Raw genomic sequence first — 14883 nt, 5'->3', positions numbered from 1 at the left:
TCAACACTGGGCTTCAGCCAGTTTCATCACATGACCCAACACGTCCGGGTACTTCTTCAGGTGTGCGCCGCCGTTGAGGTCGAGCACCTCACCGGTGAGCCACGAGTTCTGCGGCGAACACAGGAACACCACCGCGTTCGCGATCTCCTCCGGCTTACCCGCACGCCCGAGCGCGGTGTTCTCCGCATAGTCCTCGACGAGGCCGGGGATGAGCGACGAGCCCGCCGTCAGCGGGGTGTCGACGAAACCGGGCGCCACCGCGTTGACGCGGATGCCACGCGGCCCCCACTCCAGCGCCGCGACCTGGGTCAGCATCGACAGCCCGGCCTTGGCCGAGCAGTAGGCGCTCATCCCGACGGCAGGCTGCCGTCCGTTGAGGGAGCTGATCGACACGAGCGACCCGCCCTCACGCAGCTGTTGTCCGGCGTACTTGGCGACGATGAAGGATCCGGTCAGGCAGACGTCGACGACGCCGCGGAACTCGTCCACCGACAGATCGGTGATCAGACCGAGGCTGCCGAAACCCGCGCAGTTCACCACGACGTCGAGCGGGCCGATGTCTCCGAAAAGCCGCTGCACCGAGGCCTCATCGGCGACGTTCACCTCTGCGGCGGTGTGGGGTTCGCCCAGTTCGGCGGCGCGATCCCGTGCGCCGTCGACGTTCAGGTCGGCGACCGTGACGCGGCAGCCGTCGGCGACCAGCGCCTGCGCCGTTGCCCAGCCGATGCCGGATGCACCACCGATCACGACGGCCACTCGCCCGTTGCTCATACAGTTGCCCTTTCGACGCAGTAGAACGCGTTCCAACTTAGCGCTTTGACACACTCGACCCATGAGCGATCTCAATATGTCGCAGACGGTTCATGTGAACGCCTCTCCTGAAGACCTCTACGAGATGGTGTCCGACGTGACGCGGATGGGGGAGTGGAGTCCCGTCTGCCGGGAATGCTGGTGGGACGAGGGCGCAGGTCCGTACGAAGGCGCCTGGTTCACGGGCCGCAACGAAACACCGGAGCGCACCTGGGAGACCCGCAGTCAGGTCGTCGCCGCCGAGCCCGGGCGCAGGTTCGCGTGGGAGGTCAACAACGGCTGGGTGTACTGGTGCTTCACCTTCGCGCCCTCCGGAGAGGGCTCGCTGCTCACTGAGGAATGGATCTTCCTGCCCGCAGGCATCGCGGGTTTCCGCGAGCGGTTCGGCGATCAGGCTGACGCCGAGATCGAGAAGCGGCGCGCGGCGGCGGAGAGCGGCATACCCGCCACGCTCGCCGCAATCAAGAAGGCCGCTGAGCAGGGCTAGGTCATCAGCGCTTGACGCAGCGAAAGCCGATGTGGCTCATGCCGGTATCGACCGCCTGGGGGCGGCGCGCGGCGGGGCGGTATCGCAAGCAGTAGACGTCTGCGCAGAGAAACGATCCACCCTTGACCACTTTGCGCGGCACCTGGAACTGCGGTTGTCGCGGATCGTAACTGTCTGAGGCACAACAGGGTTCGTCATGACGGGTTTCGCCGTACCAGTCGGTGGTCCACTCCCACGTGTTGCCGGCCATATCGAACAGCCCGTACCCGTTGGGCGGGTAGCTGCCGACCGGCGCGGTGCGTCCGTACCCCTTGTCCGGCCGCCACGGGAACTCGCCGTGCCAGTAGTTGGCCAGCGGTCGGTCAGGCGATTCCGGCTCGTCACCCCAGGTGTATTCCGCGTGGTCGAGTCCTCCCCGGGCCGCGGTTTCCCATTCCGCCTCGGTGGGCAGGGACATGCCTGCCCACGCCGAATAGGCTTCGGCGTCTTCGTATGCGACGTGCACGACCGGGTGATCGGCGCGCTTGTCGATCGACGACAGCGGACCGACAGGATGCCGCCACGACGCCCCGGGCGTCCACGTCCACCACAGGTTGAGATGCCGGAGGTCCACCGGCCCCGTTGTGCGAGTGAACACCATCGACCCCGGCTGCAGATTCTCCGGTGGTGCGTCCGGGTAGTCGGCGGGATCCAATGGCCGTTCGGCAACCGTGAGATACGCTGTCGCGTCGACGAATTCGGCGAACTGGCTGTTCGTCACGGCTCTGGCCATCATCCAGAACCCCTCGACGTCGGCCGCTCGCGCCGGCGCCTCCTCGGGGTAATGGCGATCCGATCCGAGCGTCGCGGTCTGCGACGGGATCCAGACGAGGTCGTCAGCCACTGAAGACGGTCGTCCAGTCATTCTTCATGCTGACAACTGTCCAGTCATCGGTCGCCGCCTGTTTCAATGACCTCTCCGCGCCTGCGGTGTAATCGAATTCGCGGTCTGCGTCGTCATGCAGGATCAAGAGGCGGAAGCCGTCGGTGAACTCGAGCATCTCGATGTCACCGTTAGAGTTGCCCGCAGCGAAGATCGGGCGGCGTCCGATTCGGCTCCACAGCCGGACGGGTTTGATGGGCCCGTCGTCGAGGAATTCCGGTTGGTCCGTCGTGTAAAGGTGTCCGTCCCGATAGACCAGACCCACCGAACTGCCCACCACCCGTTCGGGCGGAATGCCATACAGCGCGCTGGTAACCGGGCGCATGAAGTCGCGGCCACCGCCGGAGACGATGTAGTTGGTGAACCCATTGGCCTCGAGATAGCGGAGCAGATCCACCATCGGCTGATACCCGCATGACGTGTAGGCCCTGCCCAGTGTCGGGTGCCTCGCGTCGGCGAAGAACGCGTTCACCCGGCCAGCATGCTCCTCGACGGTGATCTCGTGATGGGCTCGCAGGATCGCGCCCATCAACGGCTTCAGGTCGGTGTCGTCGCCTTGGTAGTGCTTCGTGACCGCGTCGCCCAGCCATTGGAGGTCGCCGGAATATGCAGCCTTGTAAGGCTGTTGATCGCGCAGCGACGGAGTCGCTTCGGCCTGCTCCTTGAACCGCCGAAGGAGGAAATCCAGCTGGATGTACATCGGCTTCTCGCACCACAGCGTGCCGTCGTTGTCGAAAACTGCGACGCGCGCTTCGGGCGAAACGAAATCCGGGCCGTCGGCGGTGACTCGTCCCACGAAGTCCAGGATCGCCGACTTCGTCGGACCGTCGGTCCACGACTCGAGCATCAGCCGCCCCGGGTGGCCAGGAACTTGTTGAGCTCCTCGACCGCGTGGTTGATCGTGAAGGTCGCCGGCTCTTGGCGTGGTGGAAACTCCTTGAAGGTCTCCAGGAACTGTGTCGCGATCGCCGAGCCGTAGAGCACCAGGAAGATGCGGTCGATCACCCAGTCCCAGTAGGTGTTTGACGTGATGTCCGCGCGTTCGAACGGGTCGGTCCGCAGATTGAACAACTTCGGCGCGCGCAGCGGGGTGAATGGCTCGAACCAGATCTGGAGGGTCCCCTGGCAGCGCTGCTCCTGGAACACGACTTTCCAATTTTCGGCGCGGATGCCCAGCACATCGCAGTCGTCGGAGAAGTAGATCATGCCTCGCCGCGGACTCTTGTCGACCTCACCGGTCAGATACGGCAGCAGGTTGAAGCCGTCGATGTGGACCTTGTAGGTTGTGTCGCCGGCCTTATGGCCCTTCTTGAGTTTCTCGACGATGTCGGGATCACCCGCGGCGGCCAAAAATGTCGGCAGCCAATCATGATGCTGGACGATCTCGTTGGAGACGCTGCGTGGCTTGATCTTTCCGGTCCAGCGGATCATCTCGGGTATCCGGAAGGCGCCCTCCCAGTTGGTGGCCTTCTCGCTGCGGAACGGGGTCGTCGCGCCGTCGGGCCAGCTGTTGGCGTGCGGCCCGTTATCTGTTGAGTAGATGACGATGGTGTCTTCGGCGATCCCGAGTTCATCGACGAGATCGAGAAGTGTGCCCACATTGCGGTCATGGTCGATCATCGTGTCGTGATACGGCGACTGCCATCGGCCCGATTGGCCGAGGCTTTCGGGCTTGGTGTGTGTCCGGAAGTGCATGTGCGTCATGTTCATCCACACAAAGAATGGGGTATCGGCCTTGTGCTGGCGGCGGATGAAATCGACGCACGCGCCGGTGGTTTCGTCGTCGATGGTCTCCATCCGCTTCTTGGTCAGCGGTCCGGTGTCCTCGATGCGTTGCTTGCCGACCGGTCCGTAACGCTCGTCGACCTCATCGGAGTCCTCGTCGGTAGCCCAGGAGTGAATGACGCCGCGCGGCAACAGGGCCCGGCGCAGGATCGGCGCCTCTGCCTCGGTGGGGTAGTCGGCATTCTCTGGTTCTTCTTCGGCGTTGAGGTGGTAGAGGTTGCCGAAGAACTCGTCGAACCCGTGCGCGGTCGGTAGGTACTTGTTCAAGTCGCCCAGGTGATTCTTGCCGAACTGACCCGTGGCATAACCGAGAGGCTTGAGCAGCTCGGCGATCGTCGGGTCCTCCTTCTGTAACCCGATGTCCATACCTGGCATGCCGACTTTGCTCATGCCGGTGCGGTACACGCTCTGCCCGGTGATGAAGGACGACCGGCCCGCTGTGCAGCTCTGTTCGCCGTAGGAATCGGTGAAGAGCATCCCCTCGTCGGCGATCCGGTCGATGTTGGGCGTGAAGTAGCCCATCATTCCGCGGCTGTAGCAACTGAGGTTGGAGATGCCGATGTCGTCGCCCCAGATGACGAGGATGTTCGGTTTCTTGTCAGTCATGGTGGCTCAATCCTTCGCTAGGAAGTCGTGCAGTTTTTCCATCGCCTGGTCGATGCTGAAGGTCGCCGGCGGATGCCGGGGTGGAAACTCTTGGAACGTCTCCAGGAACTTGGCAGCCATCGCGCTGGCATAGAACACGAAGTAGGCGTGCCGAAGTATGAAGTCGTAGTACGTATTCGAGGTGATATCGGCGTATTCATAGGGGTCGGTGCGCAGGTTGAAGATCTTTGGAACCCGCAGCGGGGTGAAGGGTTCGGCCCATACCCGCAGGGTGCCCTGGGCTCGCTGTTCGGCGAAGACGATCTTCCAATTCTCGAAGCGCATGGCCACCAGATCGCCGTCGTCGGAGAAGTAGAAAAACCCGCGGCGCGGGCTGGTGTCGACCTCGCCGGTGAGGTACGGCAGCAGGTTGAAGCCATCGATGTGGACCTTGTACTCGGTGTCGCCGATTCGGTAGCCCTTCTTCAGTTTCTCGCTGATGTCGGGATCGCCCGCGGCCGCCAAGAGTGTAGGCAGCCAGTCGTGGTGCTGAATGATCTCGTTGGACACGCTGCCCGCCTCGACTGTGCCCGGCCATCTGATCATTTCCGGCACCCGGAAGGCACCCTCCCAGTTGGTGTTCTTCTCACTGCGAAACGGGGTGGTGCCGCCGTCCGGCCAGGTGTTGCGGTGCGGGCCGTTGTCCGTGGAGTAGATGACGATCGTGTCGTCGGCGATACCGAGTTCGTCGAGGACGTCGAGAACTGCACCGACATTGCGGTCGTGGTCGACCATGGTGTCGTGATAGTCGGACTGCCATAGCCCGGCCTGGCCGCGGCTCTCCGGCTTGGTGTGGGTGTAGACGTGCATGTGGGTGAAGTTGCACCACACGAAGAACGGGTTGCCCTCGGCGTGCTGTCGCTTGATGTAGTCGACGGTCGCGTCGGCGATGTCGTCGTCGATGGTCTCCATCCGCTTCTTGTTCAGCGGGCCGGTGTCTTCGATGACCTGTTTGCCGATCGGCCCGAACTTCGGATCGTCGGGTTCGCTCGATACTTCGTCGGCCGCCGTGCACTTGAGCACGCCGCGGGGCTTGGCTGCGTTGTAGAGCCGCGGGTAGCGGTCCTCGTGCGGATAGTCGGGGCTCTCGGGCTCCTCCTCGGCGTTCAGGTGGTAGAGGTTGCCGAAGAACTCGTCGAACCCGTGCACCGTCGGCAGGAATTTGTTCAGATCGCCGAAGTGGTTCTTGCCGAACTGTCCGGTGGCGTAGCCAAGCGGCTTGAGCAACTCGGCGATGGTGGGGTCCTCGGCGGCCCAGCCGATGTCCACACCCGGTACACCGACTTTGCTCATCCCAGTTCGGTACACACTCTGCCCACTGATAAAAGCGGCACGGCCCGCGGTGCAGCTTTGCTCGCCGTAGGAATCGGTGAAGCGCATGCCTTCCTTGGCAATTCGATCAATGTTCGGGGTGCGGTAGCCCATGAGGCCGTCGCTGTAGCAACTCAGGTTGGAGATCCCGATGTCGTCGCCCCAGATGACCAGAATGTTGGGCTTGCCGTCGGGCATAGTGCGTCCTCCCAGCCGTTGTCGTCAGATCGGACGCTATGCCGTATCGAGGCGACTCGTGCTGGAAAAGAGGAGCTTCTCAGCAGATGTTTACGCGCGCGAGCTACGTCGTCCGGTCGATACAGCTGCAATATGGGCGCACCGGAAGTCGAACCGGCCACCGTGACCGATTGGCATAAACTGGGTACACGCCAAGAGGAGGTGTGCCATGAAGAAAATCCTTGTCACCTTGGCCGCGCTCGTGGTGCCGGCGGGAATCGCACTCGCCGGGGCCGGAAGCGCCCAGGCGAACGACGACCCCGGACTTTGCTGGGATGGTTGGGTGTGGAGCGCCTGCGTGTCAGGACCAGATTGGGTTGACTGGAACCCGGGGAAACACTGGAATCCTGGTCATGGGCCGTGGGATGTCCGTCACGGCGGGAAGCACTGGAATTAGCTAGCGCAGCTTGCTGCTCTCGCGCAGCGACCGCGGGTTCGTTTCGTGGTAGCGATCCACCGGATAACGCGGGGCACAAGGACAAACCACGGTGCGCGCCGACCGCCGTCGTCGAACTATTGCGCCGCCGGGCGAAGGGTCTATCCGGTCGGGGGTGCGGTTGTGACCGCTGAGACCGCGGGGTTCTTGCCTTCGTTCTTCATCTGGTGGAACAGGTCGACGTAGTAGGGCAGGCACTCTTTCATCGCCTGCTCGGTCGTGAACAGCGGCTCGTATCCGAGGTCGCGCTTCGCTTTCGCGATGGAGAAGTAGTTGTCGAGGTAGAGCCGTTCGACCCCAAGGGGTTCGATCATCGGCTTGGGGATGCCGAACTTGAAGTGGAACCACTGCCACACCGTCATCGCGAACCACACCAGGCGGCCGGGCACACGGATCTTGGGGTAACGCTGGCCGCACGCCTCCACCACGGGCCGGGAAAACTCGAACATGTTGATCGGGTCGCCGTCGTTGATGAAGTACGCCTGGCCCGGCGCGCTCCCGCCGGGCACCAGATGCTGCGCGGCGAGGATGAAACCGTGAATCAGGTTGTGCACGTACGAGTTGTCGAGCTTGACGTTCTTGCCGCCGACGAGCACCTTGACGTGTCCGGCGAGCACGCTTTCGAACACCTTGCGGAACATCGTCTGATCGCCGCGGCCCCAGATGCCGCTCGGCCGGATCGAGCAGGTGAGCAGACCGCCCTGACCGTTCTGCGACAGCACGAACTTCTCCGCGACCACCTTCGTCTCGGTGTAGAGGTCGTTGAAGCGTTCGGTGTAGGGCAGGGTTTCGTCTCCGCCGGAGATCTTCTTGCCGCCCATCACGACGCTGTTGGATGCGGTGTAGACGAAGCGCTTCACCCCGGCCGCCTGCGCGGCGTGCACCAGGTTCTCGGTGCCTGTGACGTTGACCGAGAAGCTGCGCCGGCGGTATTCCTCGGTGACCGACGCGCCGCCCATCAGGTCGATGATCGCGGCGGTGTGGAACACGGTGTCGACGCCGGCGACGGCGGCGGCGACGGTCTCTTCGTCGCAGATGTCGCCCTCGAGGACCTCGAGCCGCGGATGTGCGGCCAGCGGCGAGGGCGCGCGATCGAACGAGCGAACGTCGTGTCCGCGCTTCAGCAGTTCGGTCACCAGGTTGGCGCCGACGAATCCGGAGCCGCCGGTGACGAGGACGCGGCCGAGTTCGGTGGTCAACGTTGAATCACCCATGCCGAGCAGAATAACTGAAACGTGTTACAGTTTCGACCCTCAATGTCGGAAATCGTTCCGATCTCAACTTTCTCCCGGGTCCTTGGCGGCCAGCGCATCCTCCACCCGCTTACGTGCCCCGGCGAGGTGCTCCTCGCATCGTTTGGCCAGCTCTTCGCCCCGTTCCCACAACTTCAGCGAGGTGTCCAGGTCGAGTCCGCCCTGCTCTAACTGCTGCACCACGGCAATCAGCTCATCGCGAGCTTCTTCGTATCCCAGCTGACTAATGGGCTTCATTCACACTCCCCTTCTGGGCCGTCGCTGACAGCCGTGATCGCGCCGTCGGCCACCCGGATCCGAAGCCGGACGCCTGACGGCGCGTCGGCGGCGGTCCGCAGCACCCTCCCAGTGCTCGAGGCATCCGTCAGTGTCTGCACCACCGCGTAGCCGCGGGCGAGCGTCGCCGCGGGTCCCAGTGTGGCCAGCCGCGCCGACAGGTGCTCGACCCGGTCGGCTTCGGCGGCCACCAGGCGGGCGATGTCGCGACGGGCGGCCGCACGGGCGCGATGCACCTCGTCGGAACGGGCGGTGATTGCGGCGAGCGGTGCGGCGAGCACCGGCCTGCTGCGCAACTGGTCCAAGTGGTGTTGTTCACGGTGCACCCAGTTCCGCAGTGCACGACCGCCGCGCCGGCACAGATCCCGGATGCCGGCCTGCTCGGCGGCGGCGTCGGGAACGATGCGTTTGGCCGCGTCGGTCGGTGTGGCGGCGCGTACGTCCGCGACCAGATCGCACAGCGGATTGTCGGGCTCGTGACCGATGGCGCTCACGACCGGCGTTGTGCACCTGACGATCTCGCGGCACAGCGTTTCGTCGTAGAAGGGCAGCAGCGCGTCGATGTCACCACCGCCGCGGGCGATCACGATGACGTCGACGTCGGGGTCGGCGTCCAGCTCACGCAGCGCGTCGACGACCTGCGACACCGTGTTGGGGCCCTGGACCGCCGTGTTGCGGATCGCAAACCGCACTGCGGGCCAACGATTTTGCGCGACGGAAACGACGTCGCGTTCGGCAGCCGAGGCGCGCCCGGTGATCAATCCGATGGTGTGCGGCAAAAAGGGCAGCGGCCGTTTGAGACGCGGATCGAACAGACCCTCGGCCTCCAGCAGTTTGCGTAATCGCTCGATACGCTCGAGCAGCTCGCCGAGGCCGACAGCGCGAATCTCGCTGACGCGCAAAGAGACTGAGCCCCGTGCGGTGTGAAACGCCAGCTTGCCGAACATGATGACCTGCACGCCCTCGGCCAGTTCGACCGGCGCGTTCTCGACCAGGTCGCGTGGGCACACCACGGACAGCGACATGTCGGCGGCCGGGTCGCGAAGCATGATGAACGCGACGGTGGGCCGCAGGTTCAACTGGGCGATCTGACCCTCGACCCAAATGGTGCCGAGTTTGTCGATGTACTTGGCGACGCGGGTGGAAACCGCGCGAACGGGCCAGGGGTTGTCGGGGGACTTACCCGGCTCGGCGTCCGTCATGTTCCCGCGCGGCTGGGGTCGTCACTTCGCGGTCGCGCGAGTGATCCTGTTGGAAAGCAGCGTCTGGAAGGGTGCGCGCGCCTTGGAGGCTTCCTCGTACGCGAGGAGGGCCTCGAGGTCGGCGACCCGCAGCGTTGTCAGGCGTGCCCGCAGCTGTGCCAGGGTGAGCGTCTCGTATTCGAGCTCCTCGACGATCTCGGGCACGGTCTCCGACGTCGTCCGCACGATCGGCTCAGGCTCGGACTTCTTGTCGGTCGCGGGTTCGCCGCCGGTGAAGAGCGCGAATCGCCCCTCGGTGAGGCGTTCCCCGTCGGCCACCGGCGTCGCAGGGGCGTCGTCGAGGTCCTCGTCGAAGGTGGCCCATTCGGGCTGCTCGTCCTTCGGGGGGAAGAGCGACTCGAGGGCCTCGTCGCCCTTGATGACCAGGTCAGCGACATCTTGTTGCATCTTCATGACGAGATGGGCGAGCTGGCTGGCCACGGTCATCGGGTAGGTGAGGATGGTCTGCGGAATCTTGCGGGTTTCCTCGATGGCGGTCACTGCCGCCCCGACCAGCAGACGGACCCCATACGGTGCGGTTGCCATGTGCTCCACCCTACGGTTGGCCAGTTGAGCCCGCGGGTCAGTACCCTTGGAAACATGCCACCGACTATCAATATGGGGATCCCGGGCGCTTCGAGCTCGGTCACCGGTGGCGTCGCGGGCAAACGGGTGCTGCTGGCCGAGCCGCGCGGCTACTGCGCTGGGGTCGACCGCGCCGTCGAGACCGTGGAGCGCGCACTGGAGAAGCACGGCGCGCCGGTGTACGTGCGCCACGAGATCGTCCACAACGTGCACGTCGTGGAGACGCTGGCCAAGGCGGGCGCGATCTTCGTCGACGAGACCGACGAGGTGCCCGAGGGGGCCATCGTGGTGTTCTCTGCCCACGGCGTGGCCCCGACGGTGCATCAGAACGCCGCCGAGCGCAATCTGAAGGTCATCGACGCCACCTGCCCGCTGGTGACCAAGGTGCACAACGAGGCCAAGCGTTTCGCCCGGGACGATTACGACATTCTGCTGATCGGCCACGAGGGCCACGAGGAGGTGGTCGGCACCGCCGGTGAGGCGCCCGACCACGTGCAGCTGGTCGACGGTCCCGATTCCGTGGACAACGTCACGATCCGCGACGAGAACAAGATCATCTGGCTGTCGCAGACCACGCTGAGCGTGGACGAGACGATGGAGACCGTGCGCCGGCTGCGCGAACGCTTCCCGACGCTGCAGGATCCGCCCAGCGACGACATCTGCTACGCCACCCAGAACCGCCAGGTCGCGGTCAAGGCCATGGCGCCGGAATGCCAGCTGGTGATCGTTGTGGGGTCACGCAACTCGTCGAACTCCGTGCGGTTGGTGGAGGTCGCGCTCAACGCGGGTTCCGATGCCGCCTATCTGGTCGACTACGCCGAGGACATCGACCCGGCGTGGCTCGAAGGGGTGACGACCGTCGGCGTCACATCGGGTGCGTCGGTGCCGGAATTGCTGGTGCGCGGTGTGCTCGAGCGTCTCGCCGAGTACGGCTACGACACGGTGCAGCCGGTCACCACAGCCAACGAGACGCTGGTCTTCGCCCTGCCCAGAGAGATCCGGCCGGCCCGCGTCTAGCGGTCAGATGTCGTACTCCCAGCTTTCGACGGCGCGGTCGCGCGCTGACCGCGGCGGCCGCCGATACTGCGCGTAGTCTCCGGCATCTCCGCCGTCTTCCGATCCTCGGTAGCGCACCCGCGAGACCGGGTGATGCGTGCCGCTGACGTTGCTGCCGTGCAGGGGCGGGTCGTCGTCGTAGCGGCGTCGACGCTCGGGACGCTCGTATCCGCTGCGTCGTTCCGGCGGCGGCGTGGCCCTGCGCTGGCTCGACCCCGGCCGGGGCTTGCGGCGCGGCGGCTCCATGGGCGGCTCGGCCTGTCGGCTGGGGCGCGGCCGCCGTGGCCGGTCGCCGGGTTCGTAGTCCGATTCGGGGGGGCGGGCGTGCCGGGAACGCGGTGGGGCGGTGCGGCTTGCGGGTCTGCCGGAGCGACCCGACGCTCGGCTGGGGCGCTCCGCGCTGGTGCGGCGGCGCGGCTTTTCGTCGGCATCCTCGACTTTGGTCTTGGAACCAAGGCCGGCCAGCAGCGCGGACACCTTGGCGGTCACCGCGGCTACCAGAGAACCCTCGCTGGTCTCGTCCTTGTCCGTCGCGGCGGGCGTGACGCGGCGTGCGGACATTCCGGAATACCAACGCGCCATGCCTATGAGCAACACCACAGCAGATGTGAAGAACATCAGCGGGAAGCGTTCGATCAGCGGGTAGGCGCAGTTGATCAGTGTGTCTTTGAAATTCGAGAGCGTGCTGTCGGTGAATACGAAGTACGCGCTGGGGACGGCGCCGAACAGCAGCAGCGGCGGCTGTATGACGGCGGTGAAGACGCCGGACTGTCGCACCGCGAGCACCGCGAAGATACAGCCGACCACATAGGTGCCGGCAAACACGGACGTCAGTTCTTTGGCCCCCGAACCGGCGTCGTAGGCGAACCCGACCGCCATCAATGTCGCGGCGATGAGCACCGCACCCCACCAGGGGACACCCGGGATGTTGGGGTGCACGGAACGATGGTCGGCCGCGACGGCCGACCTCGCGCGCTGTGCTGACACACGTAGACCGTACCGGCTATTGCTCAGCGAGGCTGTGAGCGCGCTGCTGGCGAGCGCGTCACAGTCTCCTAGACTGTCGTTCCTGTGAGCCTGAATCTCGGAATCGTAGGACTGCCGAACGTCGGTAAGTCGACGCTGTTCAACGCGTTGACGCGAAACGACGTGCTGGCCGCGAACTACCCGTTCGCGACGATCGAGCCGAACGAGGGTGTCGTCCCGTTGCCCGATCCGAGGCTCACGGAGCTCGCGAAGATGTTCGGCTCGGAAAAGATCGTCCATGCGCCGGTCACGTTCGTCGACATCGCCGGAATAGTCAAAGGCGCGTCCGAGGGCGCGGGTCTGGGAAACAAGTTCCTGGCCAACATTCGCGAGAGCGACGCGATCTGCCAGGTCGTCCGAGTCTTCACCGACGACGATGTGGCGCACGTCGACGGCCGCATCGACCCGAAGTCCGACATCGAGGTGATCGAGACCGAGCTGATCCTCGCCGATATGCAGACGCTGGAGCGCGCGCTGCCGCGCCTGGAGAAGGAAGCGCGGACCCACAAGGACCGCCGTCCGGTGTACGACGCCGCGGTGGCGGCCCAGGAGATTCTCAACGGCGGCACAACGTTGTTCGGCGCAAGTTTTGATTCAGCGCTGTTGCGCGAACTCAACCTCTTGACGACGAAGCCGTTTCTCTACGTGTTCAACGCCGACGAGGGTGTGCTCACCGACGAAGCGCGGGTTGCGGAGTTGCGGGAGATGGTGGCGCCCGCGGATGCGGTGTTCCTCGACGCCAAGATCGAAGCGGAACTGCAGGAGCTCGACGAGGAGTCGGCCGCCGAGTTGTTGGAGTCGATCGGCCAGACCGAACGCGGTCTGGATGCGTTGGCGCGGGCGGGTTTTCACACACTCAAGCTGCAGACATATCTGACGGCAGGCCCGAAAGAGGCGCGCGCGTGGACGATTCACCAGGGTGACACGGCGCCGAAGGCGGCCGGGGTCATTCACACCGATTTCGAGAAGGGCTTCATCAAGGCCGAGATCGTCTCGTATGACGACCTGATCGAAGCCGGATCGATGGCCGCCGCGAAGGCTGCCGGCAAGGTCCGGATGGAGGGCAAGGACTACGTGATGGCCGACGGCGACGTGGTCGAGTTCCGTTTCAACGTGTGACTGTATTCCGATTAAACGATCAGCCTCAGCCGACTGAGCGTGTTGCCGATCGCAATGTCAGGCTGAAAGGTTCACGACGCATATATATCTTTCGCTGGGCTGTCAGATGCACACTGCGTATGGCAATACATGGCAGACGTGCAGGCCGTCGCCAATCCCGCCGGTTCCCGGTGAGGGCTGACCGTCCAGACGATGGAAGGCAACCTTTTCGATCATCCATATGCTCCGGACGCCACGCAGTACGTTGAATGCGGCCGCAAACGATCTTCGAGTTCTCGCGGTGGGGAGCGGGGGGCTAAGTGAAGGACATCTTGATCGGCATCGTTGTCTTCGCGATCATCTTCGGCGGCTCATTGTTGGGGATGTTCCTCGGAAAGATCCTTCCCGACCCGCATATGAGCAGCGAGTCACGAGACACCATCAGGACCATAATGGCCACGCTCGGGACGCTATCGGCGGTGGTGCTCGGGCTCCTCACCGGCTCATCCATCAGCTCGCTCGCCGAGAAAGAGAGTGAATTACGAAGTGCCGGAGTGCAATTCATCATGCTTGATCGGACCCTGGCCGAGTACGGGCCAGAGACCGCCCCAATCCGAGCGTTGGCCAAGGATCTGCTTGCACAACGCATAAGTCAGATTTGGCCGGAGGAAGGCGGTGCGGTGTCGCTCACGCCGCTCGGCAGTGGGCCCGGCATCATTGTGGTTCAGCGGGACCTCTTTGAACTCTCACCGCAGACGGAACGACAGAAGTGGCTGCGCTCCAACGCGCTCGAGAGCACCAACACGATTGCGCAGTCGCGGTGGACGACCTTCGAACAAATCGGAAGCCGATTCCCATGGGCGTTCTTCGTTGTTGTCGTAGGTTGGCTCACGGTGATCTTTGCCAGTTTCGGGCTGTTCGCACCGCGGAATGCAAGCGTAATCGCGGCATTGCTGGTCGCCGCAATTGCACTCGCCGGGCCGATCTTCATGATGCTCGAAATGGATCAGCCTTACGGCGGGCTGGTCAAGATCCCCAGTACTTCCCTGCGCGTCGCCTTGGACGAAATGGGTCGATCGTAAACGCGTGAACGTTGCGCATCCACGAGGGCGGAGGAACCGACTAGTGCCCGCGAGTGGCCGATGGTGACGTCGTCGAGTGCCGGTCTATCTGGAGGATCAGTCGTAGATCACGTCCAGTCCGCGCCGCGCGAGGTCGGCCAATGCGTCACGCATGGCTTGAATCTGTTCCGGGGAGTGACCAACCCAGTCCGCGATCTCGCCGACGATTCTGACGGGCTCCCTGGTGCGATACGAGTGAGTCGGGTTTCCCGGTAGTCGTTTGTCCGTCACATTCGGATCGTCCTCCACGGGACCCGTCGGTTCCACGAGGTATATGCGGCCCCGGCCCTCGCCGACCGCCAGCTCGGCTCCCCAGGTAGCGGCGTCGAGTGTCCGGGTCACATAGACGTGGTTGGCGCTGCGTCCCGCGTCGTAGTTCATCCGATACCCGGGCACCAGCAGATCGCCGACCGCAAGGTCGGCCTTGGTGCCGTGCAGGAACGCGCCCGACTCATGTGGCTCAAAAGGTTTCGGGCTGTTTGTCACGAAGTTCTCCGTCCGTCGGATGGTCTGGTCGGACGAGTGTGAACCACCGAGGGGGTCTTGCCGCAAGCCCCGGGGTCTGTCATATTTTGAAGTGGGAGCCACCGGGTG

16 protein-coding genes are annotated in these 14883 nt (G+C 64.3%); 5 read left to right on the top strand and 11 right to left on the bottom strand.

What is annotated here, in order from left to right; all coding sequences use genetic code 11:
- Positions 1-771 (bottom strand): SDR family NAD(P)-dependent oxidoreductase, encoded by a 771-nt coding sequence (locus G6N42_RS15550; protein WP_163730387.1) that lies wholly within the window; start codon positions 769-771, stop codon positions 1-3.
- A 61-nt stretch (positions 772-832) separates the two neighbouring features.
- Here G6N42_RS15550 and G6N42_RS15545 point away from each other — a divergent pair, with 61 nt between their 5' ends.
- Positions 833-1297: an SRPBCC family protein gene (locus G6N42_RS15545; RefSeq protein WP_163730386.1), complete on the top strand. Its 465-nt coding sequence runs from the start codon at positions 833-835 to the stop codon at positions 1295-1297.
- Positions 1298-1301: 4 nt separating this feature from the next.
- Here G6N42_RS15545 and G6N42_RS15540 read toward each other — a convergent pair whose 3' ends face one another.
- From G6N42_RS15540 to G6N42_RS15525, 4 genes are read right to left on the bottom strand one after another with little or no spacing between them, the layout of a single operon-like run.
- Positions 1302-2180, bottom strand: a complete 879-nt coding sequence (locus G6N42_RS15540; RefSeq protein ID WP_163730385.1) for a formylglycine-generating enzyme family protein — start codon at positions 2178-2180, stop codon at positions 1302-1304.
- On the bottom strand, positions 2173-3066 hold the full coding sequence (locus G6N42_RS15535; protein WP_163730384.1) for an HAD family hydrolase: 894 nt from the start codon (positions 3064-3066) through the stop codon (positions 2173-2175). Before G6N42_RS15535 ends, G6N42_RS15540 begins: the two co-directional genes overlap by 8 nt.
- Positions 3066-4610 carry an arylsulfatase gene (locus G6N42_RS15530; RefSeq protein WP_163730383.1) on the bottom strand — a complete coding sequence of 515 codons (1545 nt, stop codon included), beginning with the start codon at positions 4608-4610 and terminating at the stop codon, positions 3066-3068. The genes G6N42_RS15535 and G6N42_RS15530 overlap by 1 nt, the downstream gene beginning before the upstream one ends.
- 6 nt (positions 4611-4616) lie before the next feature.
- Complete coding sequence (locus G6N42_RS15525; protein ID WP_163730382.1) at positions 4617-6158, bottom strand: arylsulfatase; 1542 nt, start codon at positions 6156-6158, stop codon at positions 4617-4619.
- Between the two features lie 208 nt (positions 6159-6366).
- On the opposite strand from G6N42_RS15525, the gene G6N42_RS31220 reads away from it, so the two are divergent.
- Positions 6367-6594, top strand: a complete 228-nt coding sequence (locus G6N42_RS31220) for a hypothetical protein (protein ID WP_232076155.1) — start codon at positions 6367-6369, stop codon at positions 6592-6594.
- A 140-nt stretch (positions 6595-6734) separates the two neighbouring features.
- On the opposite strand, the gene G6N42_RS15520 is transcribed toward G6N42_RS31220, so the two are convergent.
- Genes G6N42_RS15520 through G6N42_RS15505 form a run of 4 tightly spaced genes read right to left on the bottom strand, consistent with a single transcriptional unit; the run spans position 6735 to position 9949 of the window.
- The gene (locus G6N42_RS15520) at positions 6735-7859 is read right to left on the bottom strand and encodes a 3-beta-hydroxysteroid dehydrogenase (RefSeq protein WP_174262258.1); all 1125 of its coding nucleotides are present in this window, start codon (positions 7857-7859) and stop codon (positions 6735-6737) included.
- Between the two features lie 51 nt (positions 7860-7910).
- The gene (locus G6N42_RS15515; protein WP_163730380.1) at positions 7911-8123 is read right to left on the bottom strand and encodes an exodeoxyribonuclease VII small subunit; all 213 of its coding nucleotides are present in this window, start codon (positions 8121-8123) and stop codon (positions 7911-7913) included.
- Positions 8120-9364, bottom strand: a complete 1245-nt coding sequence (xseA, locus tag G6N42_RS15510) for an exodeoxyribonuclease VII large subunit (RefSeq protein WP_163730379.1) — start codon at positions 9362-9364, stop codon at positions 8120-8122. The genes G6N42_RS15515 and xseA overlap by 4 nt, the downstream gene beginning before the upstream one ends.
- Before the next feature lie 21 nt (positions 9365-9385).
- On the bottom strand, positions 9386-9949 hold the full coding sequence (locus G6N42_RS15505; RefSeq protein ID WP_163730378.1) for a lipid droplet-associated protein: 564 nt from the start codon (positions 9947-9949) through the stop codon (positions 9386-9388).
- 54 nt (positions 9950-10003) lie between these two features.
- Between G6N42_RS15505 and G6N42_RS15500 the strand changes: the two genes are divergently transcribed.
- On the top strand, positions 10004-11005 hold the full coding sequence (locus G6N42_RS15500) for a 4-hydroxy-3-methylbut-2-enyl diphosphate reductase (protein ID WP_163730377.1): 1002 nt from the start codon (positions 10004-10006) through the stop codon (positions 11003-11005).
- Positions 11006-11008: 3 nt separating this feature from the next.
- On the opposite strand, the gene G6N42_RS15495 is transcribed toward G6N42_RS15500, so the two are convergent.
- Positions 11009-12031, bottom strand: coding sequence for a DUF6542 domain-containing protein (locus G6N42_RS15495; protein WP_163730376.1), 1023 nt, complete (start codon positions 12029-12031; stop codon positions 11009-11011).
- 84 nt (positions 12032-12115) lie between these two features.
- Between G6N42_RS15495 and ychF the strand changes: the two genes are divergently transcribed.
- Together ychF and G6N42_RS15485 are read left to right on the top strand one after the other, a co-directional pair.
- Positions 12116-13189, top strand: a complete 1074-nt coding sequence (ychF, locus tag G6N42_RS15490) for a redox-regulated ATPase YchF (protein ID WP_163730375.1) — start codon at positions 12116-12118, stop codon at positions 13187-13189.
- A gap of 311 nt (positions 13190-13500) precedes the next feature.
- Positions 13501-14250, top strand: coding sequence for a bestrophin-like domain (locus tag G6N42_RS15485; RefSeq protein WP_232076154.1), 750 nt, complete (start codon positions 13501-13503; stop codon positions 14248-14250).
- 96 nt (positions 14251-14346) lie between these two features.
- On the opposite strand, the gene arr is transcribed toward G6N42_RS15485, so the two are convergent.
- Positions 14347-14775 (bottom strand): NAD(+)--rifampin ADP-ribosyltransferase, encoded by a 429-nt coding sequence (gene arr / locus G6N42_RS15480; RefSeq protein ID WP_163730373.1) that lies wholly within the window; start codon positions 14773-14775, stop codon positions 14347-14349.
- Positions 14776-14883 lie beyond the last annotated feature (108 nt).

The organism is Mycobacterium gallinarum (assembly GCF_010726765.1).
GTDB lineage: Bacteria > Actinomycetota > Actinomycetes > Mycobacteriales > Mycobacteriaceae > Mycobacterium > Mycobacterium gallinarum.
The sequence above is the reverse complement of the archived record's forward strand: the minus strand, read 5'-3'. Positions and strand labels throughout refer to the sequence as shown.

Excerpts from the sequence above, each read along its gene's own strand:
- xseA (WP_163730379.1), bottom strand. The coding sequence starts at position 9,364 with ATGACGGACGCCGAGCCGGGTAAGTCCCCCGACAACCCCTGGCCCGTT.
- G6N42_RS31220 (WP_232076155.1), top strand. The coding sequence starts at position 6,367 with ATGAAGAAAATCCTTGTCACCTTGGCCGCGCTCGTGGTGCCGGCGGGA.
- G6N42_RS15525 (WP_163730382.1), bottom strand. The coding sequence starts at position 6,158 with ATGCCCGACGGCAAGCCCAACATTCTGGTCATCTGGGGCGACGACATC.
- G6N42_RS15545 (WP_163730386.1), top strand. The coding sequence starts at position 833 with ATGAGCGATCTCAATATGTCGCAGACGGTTCATGTGAACGCCTCTCCT.
- G6N42_RS15550 (WP_163730387.1), bottom strand. The coding sequence starts at position 771 with ATGAGCAACGGGCGAGTGGCCGTCGTGATCGGTGGTGCATCCGGCATC.
- G6N42_RS15515 (WP_163730380.1), bottom strand. The coding sequence starts at position 8,123 with ATGAAGCCCATTAGTCAGCTGGGATACGAAGAAGCTCGCGATGAGCTG.
- G6N42_RS15500 (WP_163730377.1), top strand. The coding sequence starts at position 10,004 with ATGCCACCGACTATCAATATGGGGATCCCGGGCGCTTCGAGCTCGGTC.
- G6N42_RS15535 (WP_163730384.1), bottom strand. The coding sequence starts at position 3,066 with ATGCTCGAGTCGTGGACCGACGGTCCGACGAAGTCGGCGATCCTGGAC.
- G6N42_RS15530 (WP_163730383.1), bottom strand. The coding sequence starts at position 4,610 with ATGACTGACAAGAAACCGAACATCCTCGTCATCTGGGGCGACGACATC.
- G6N42_RS15505 (WP_163730378.1), bottom strand. The coding sequence starts at position 9,949 with ATGGCAACCGCACCGTATGGGGTCCGTCTGCTGGTCGGGGCGGCAGTG.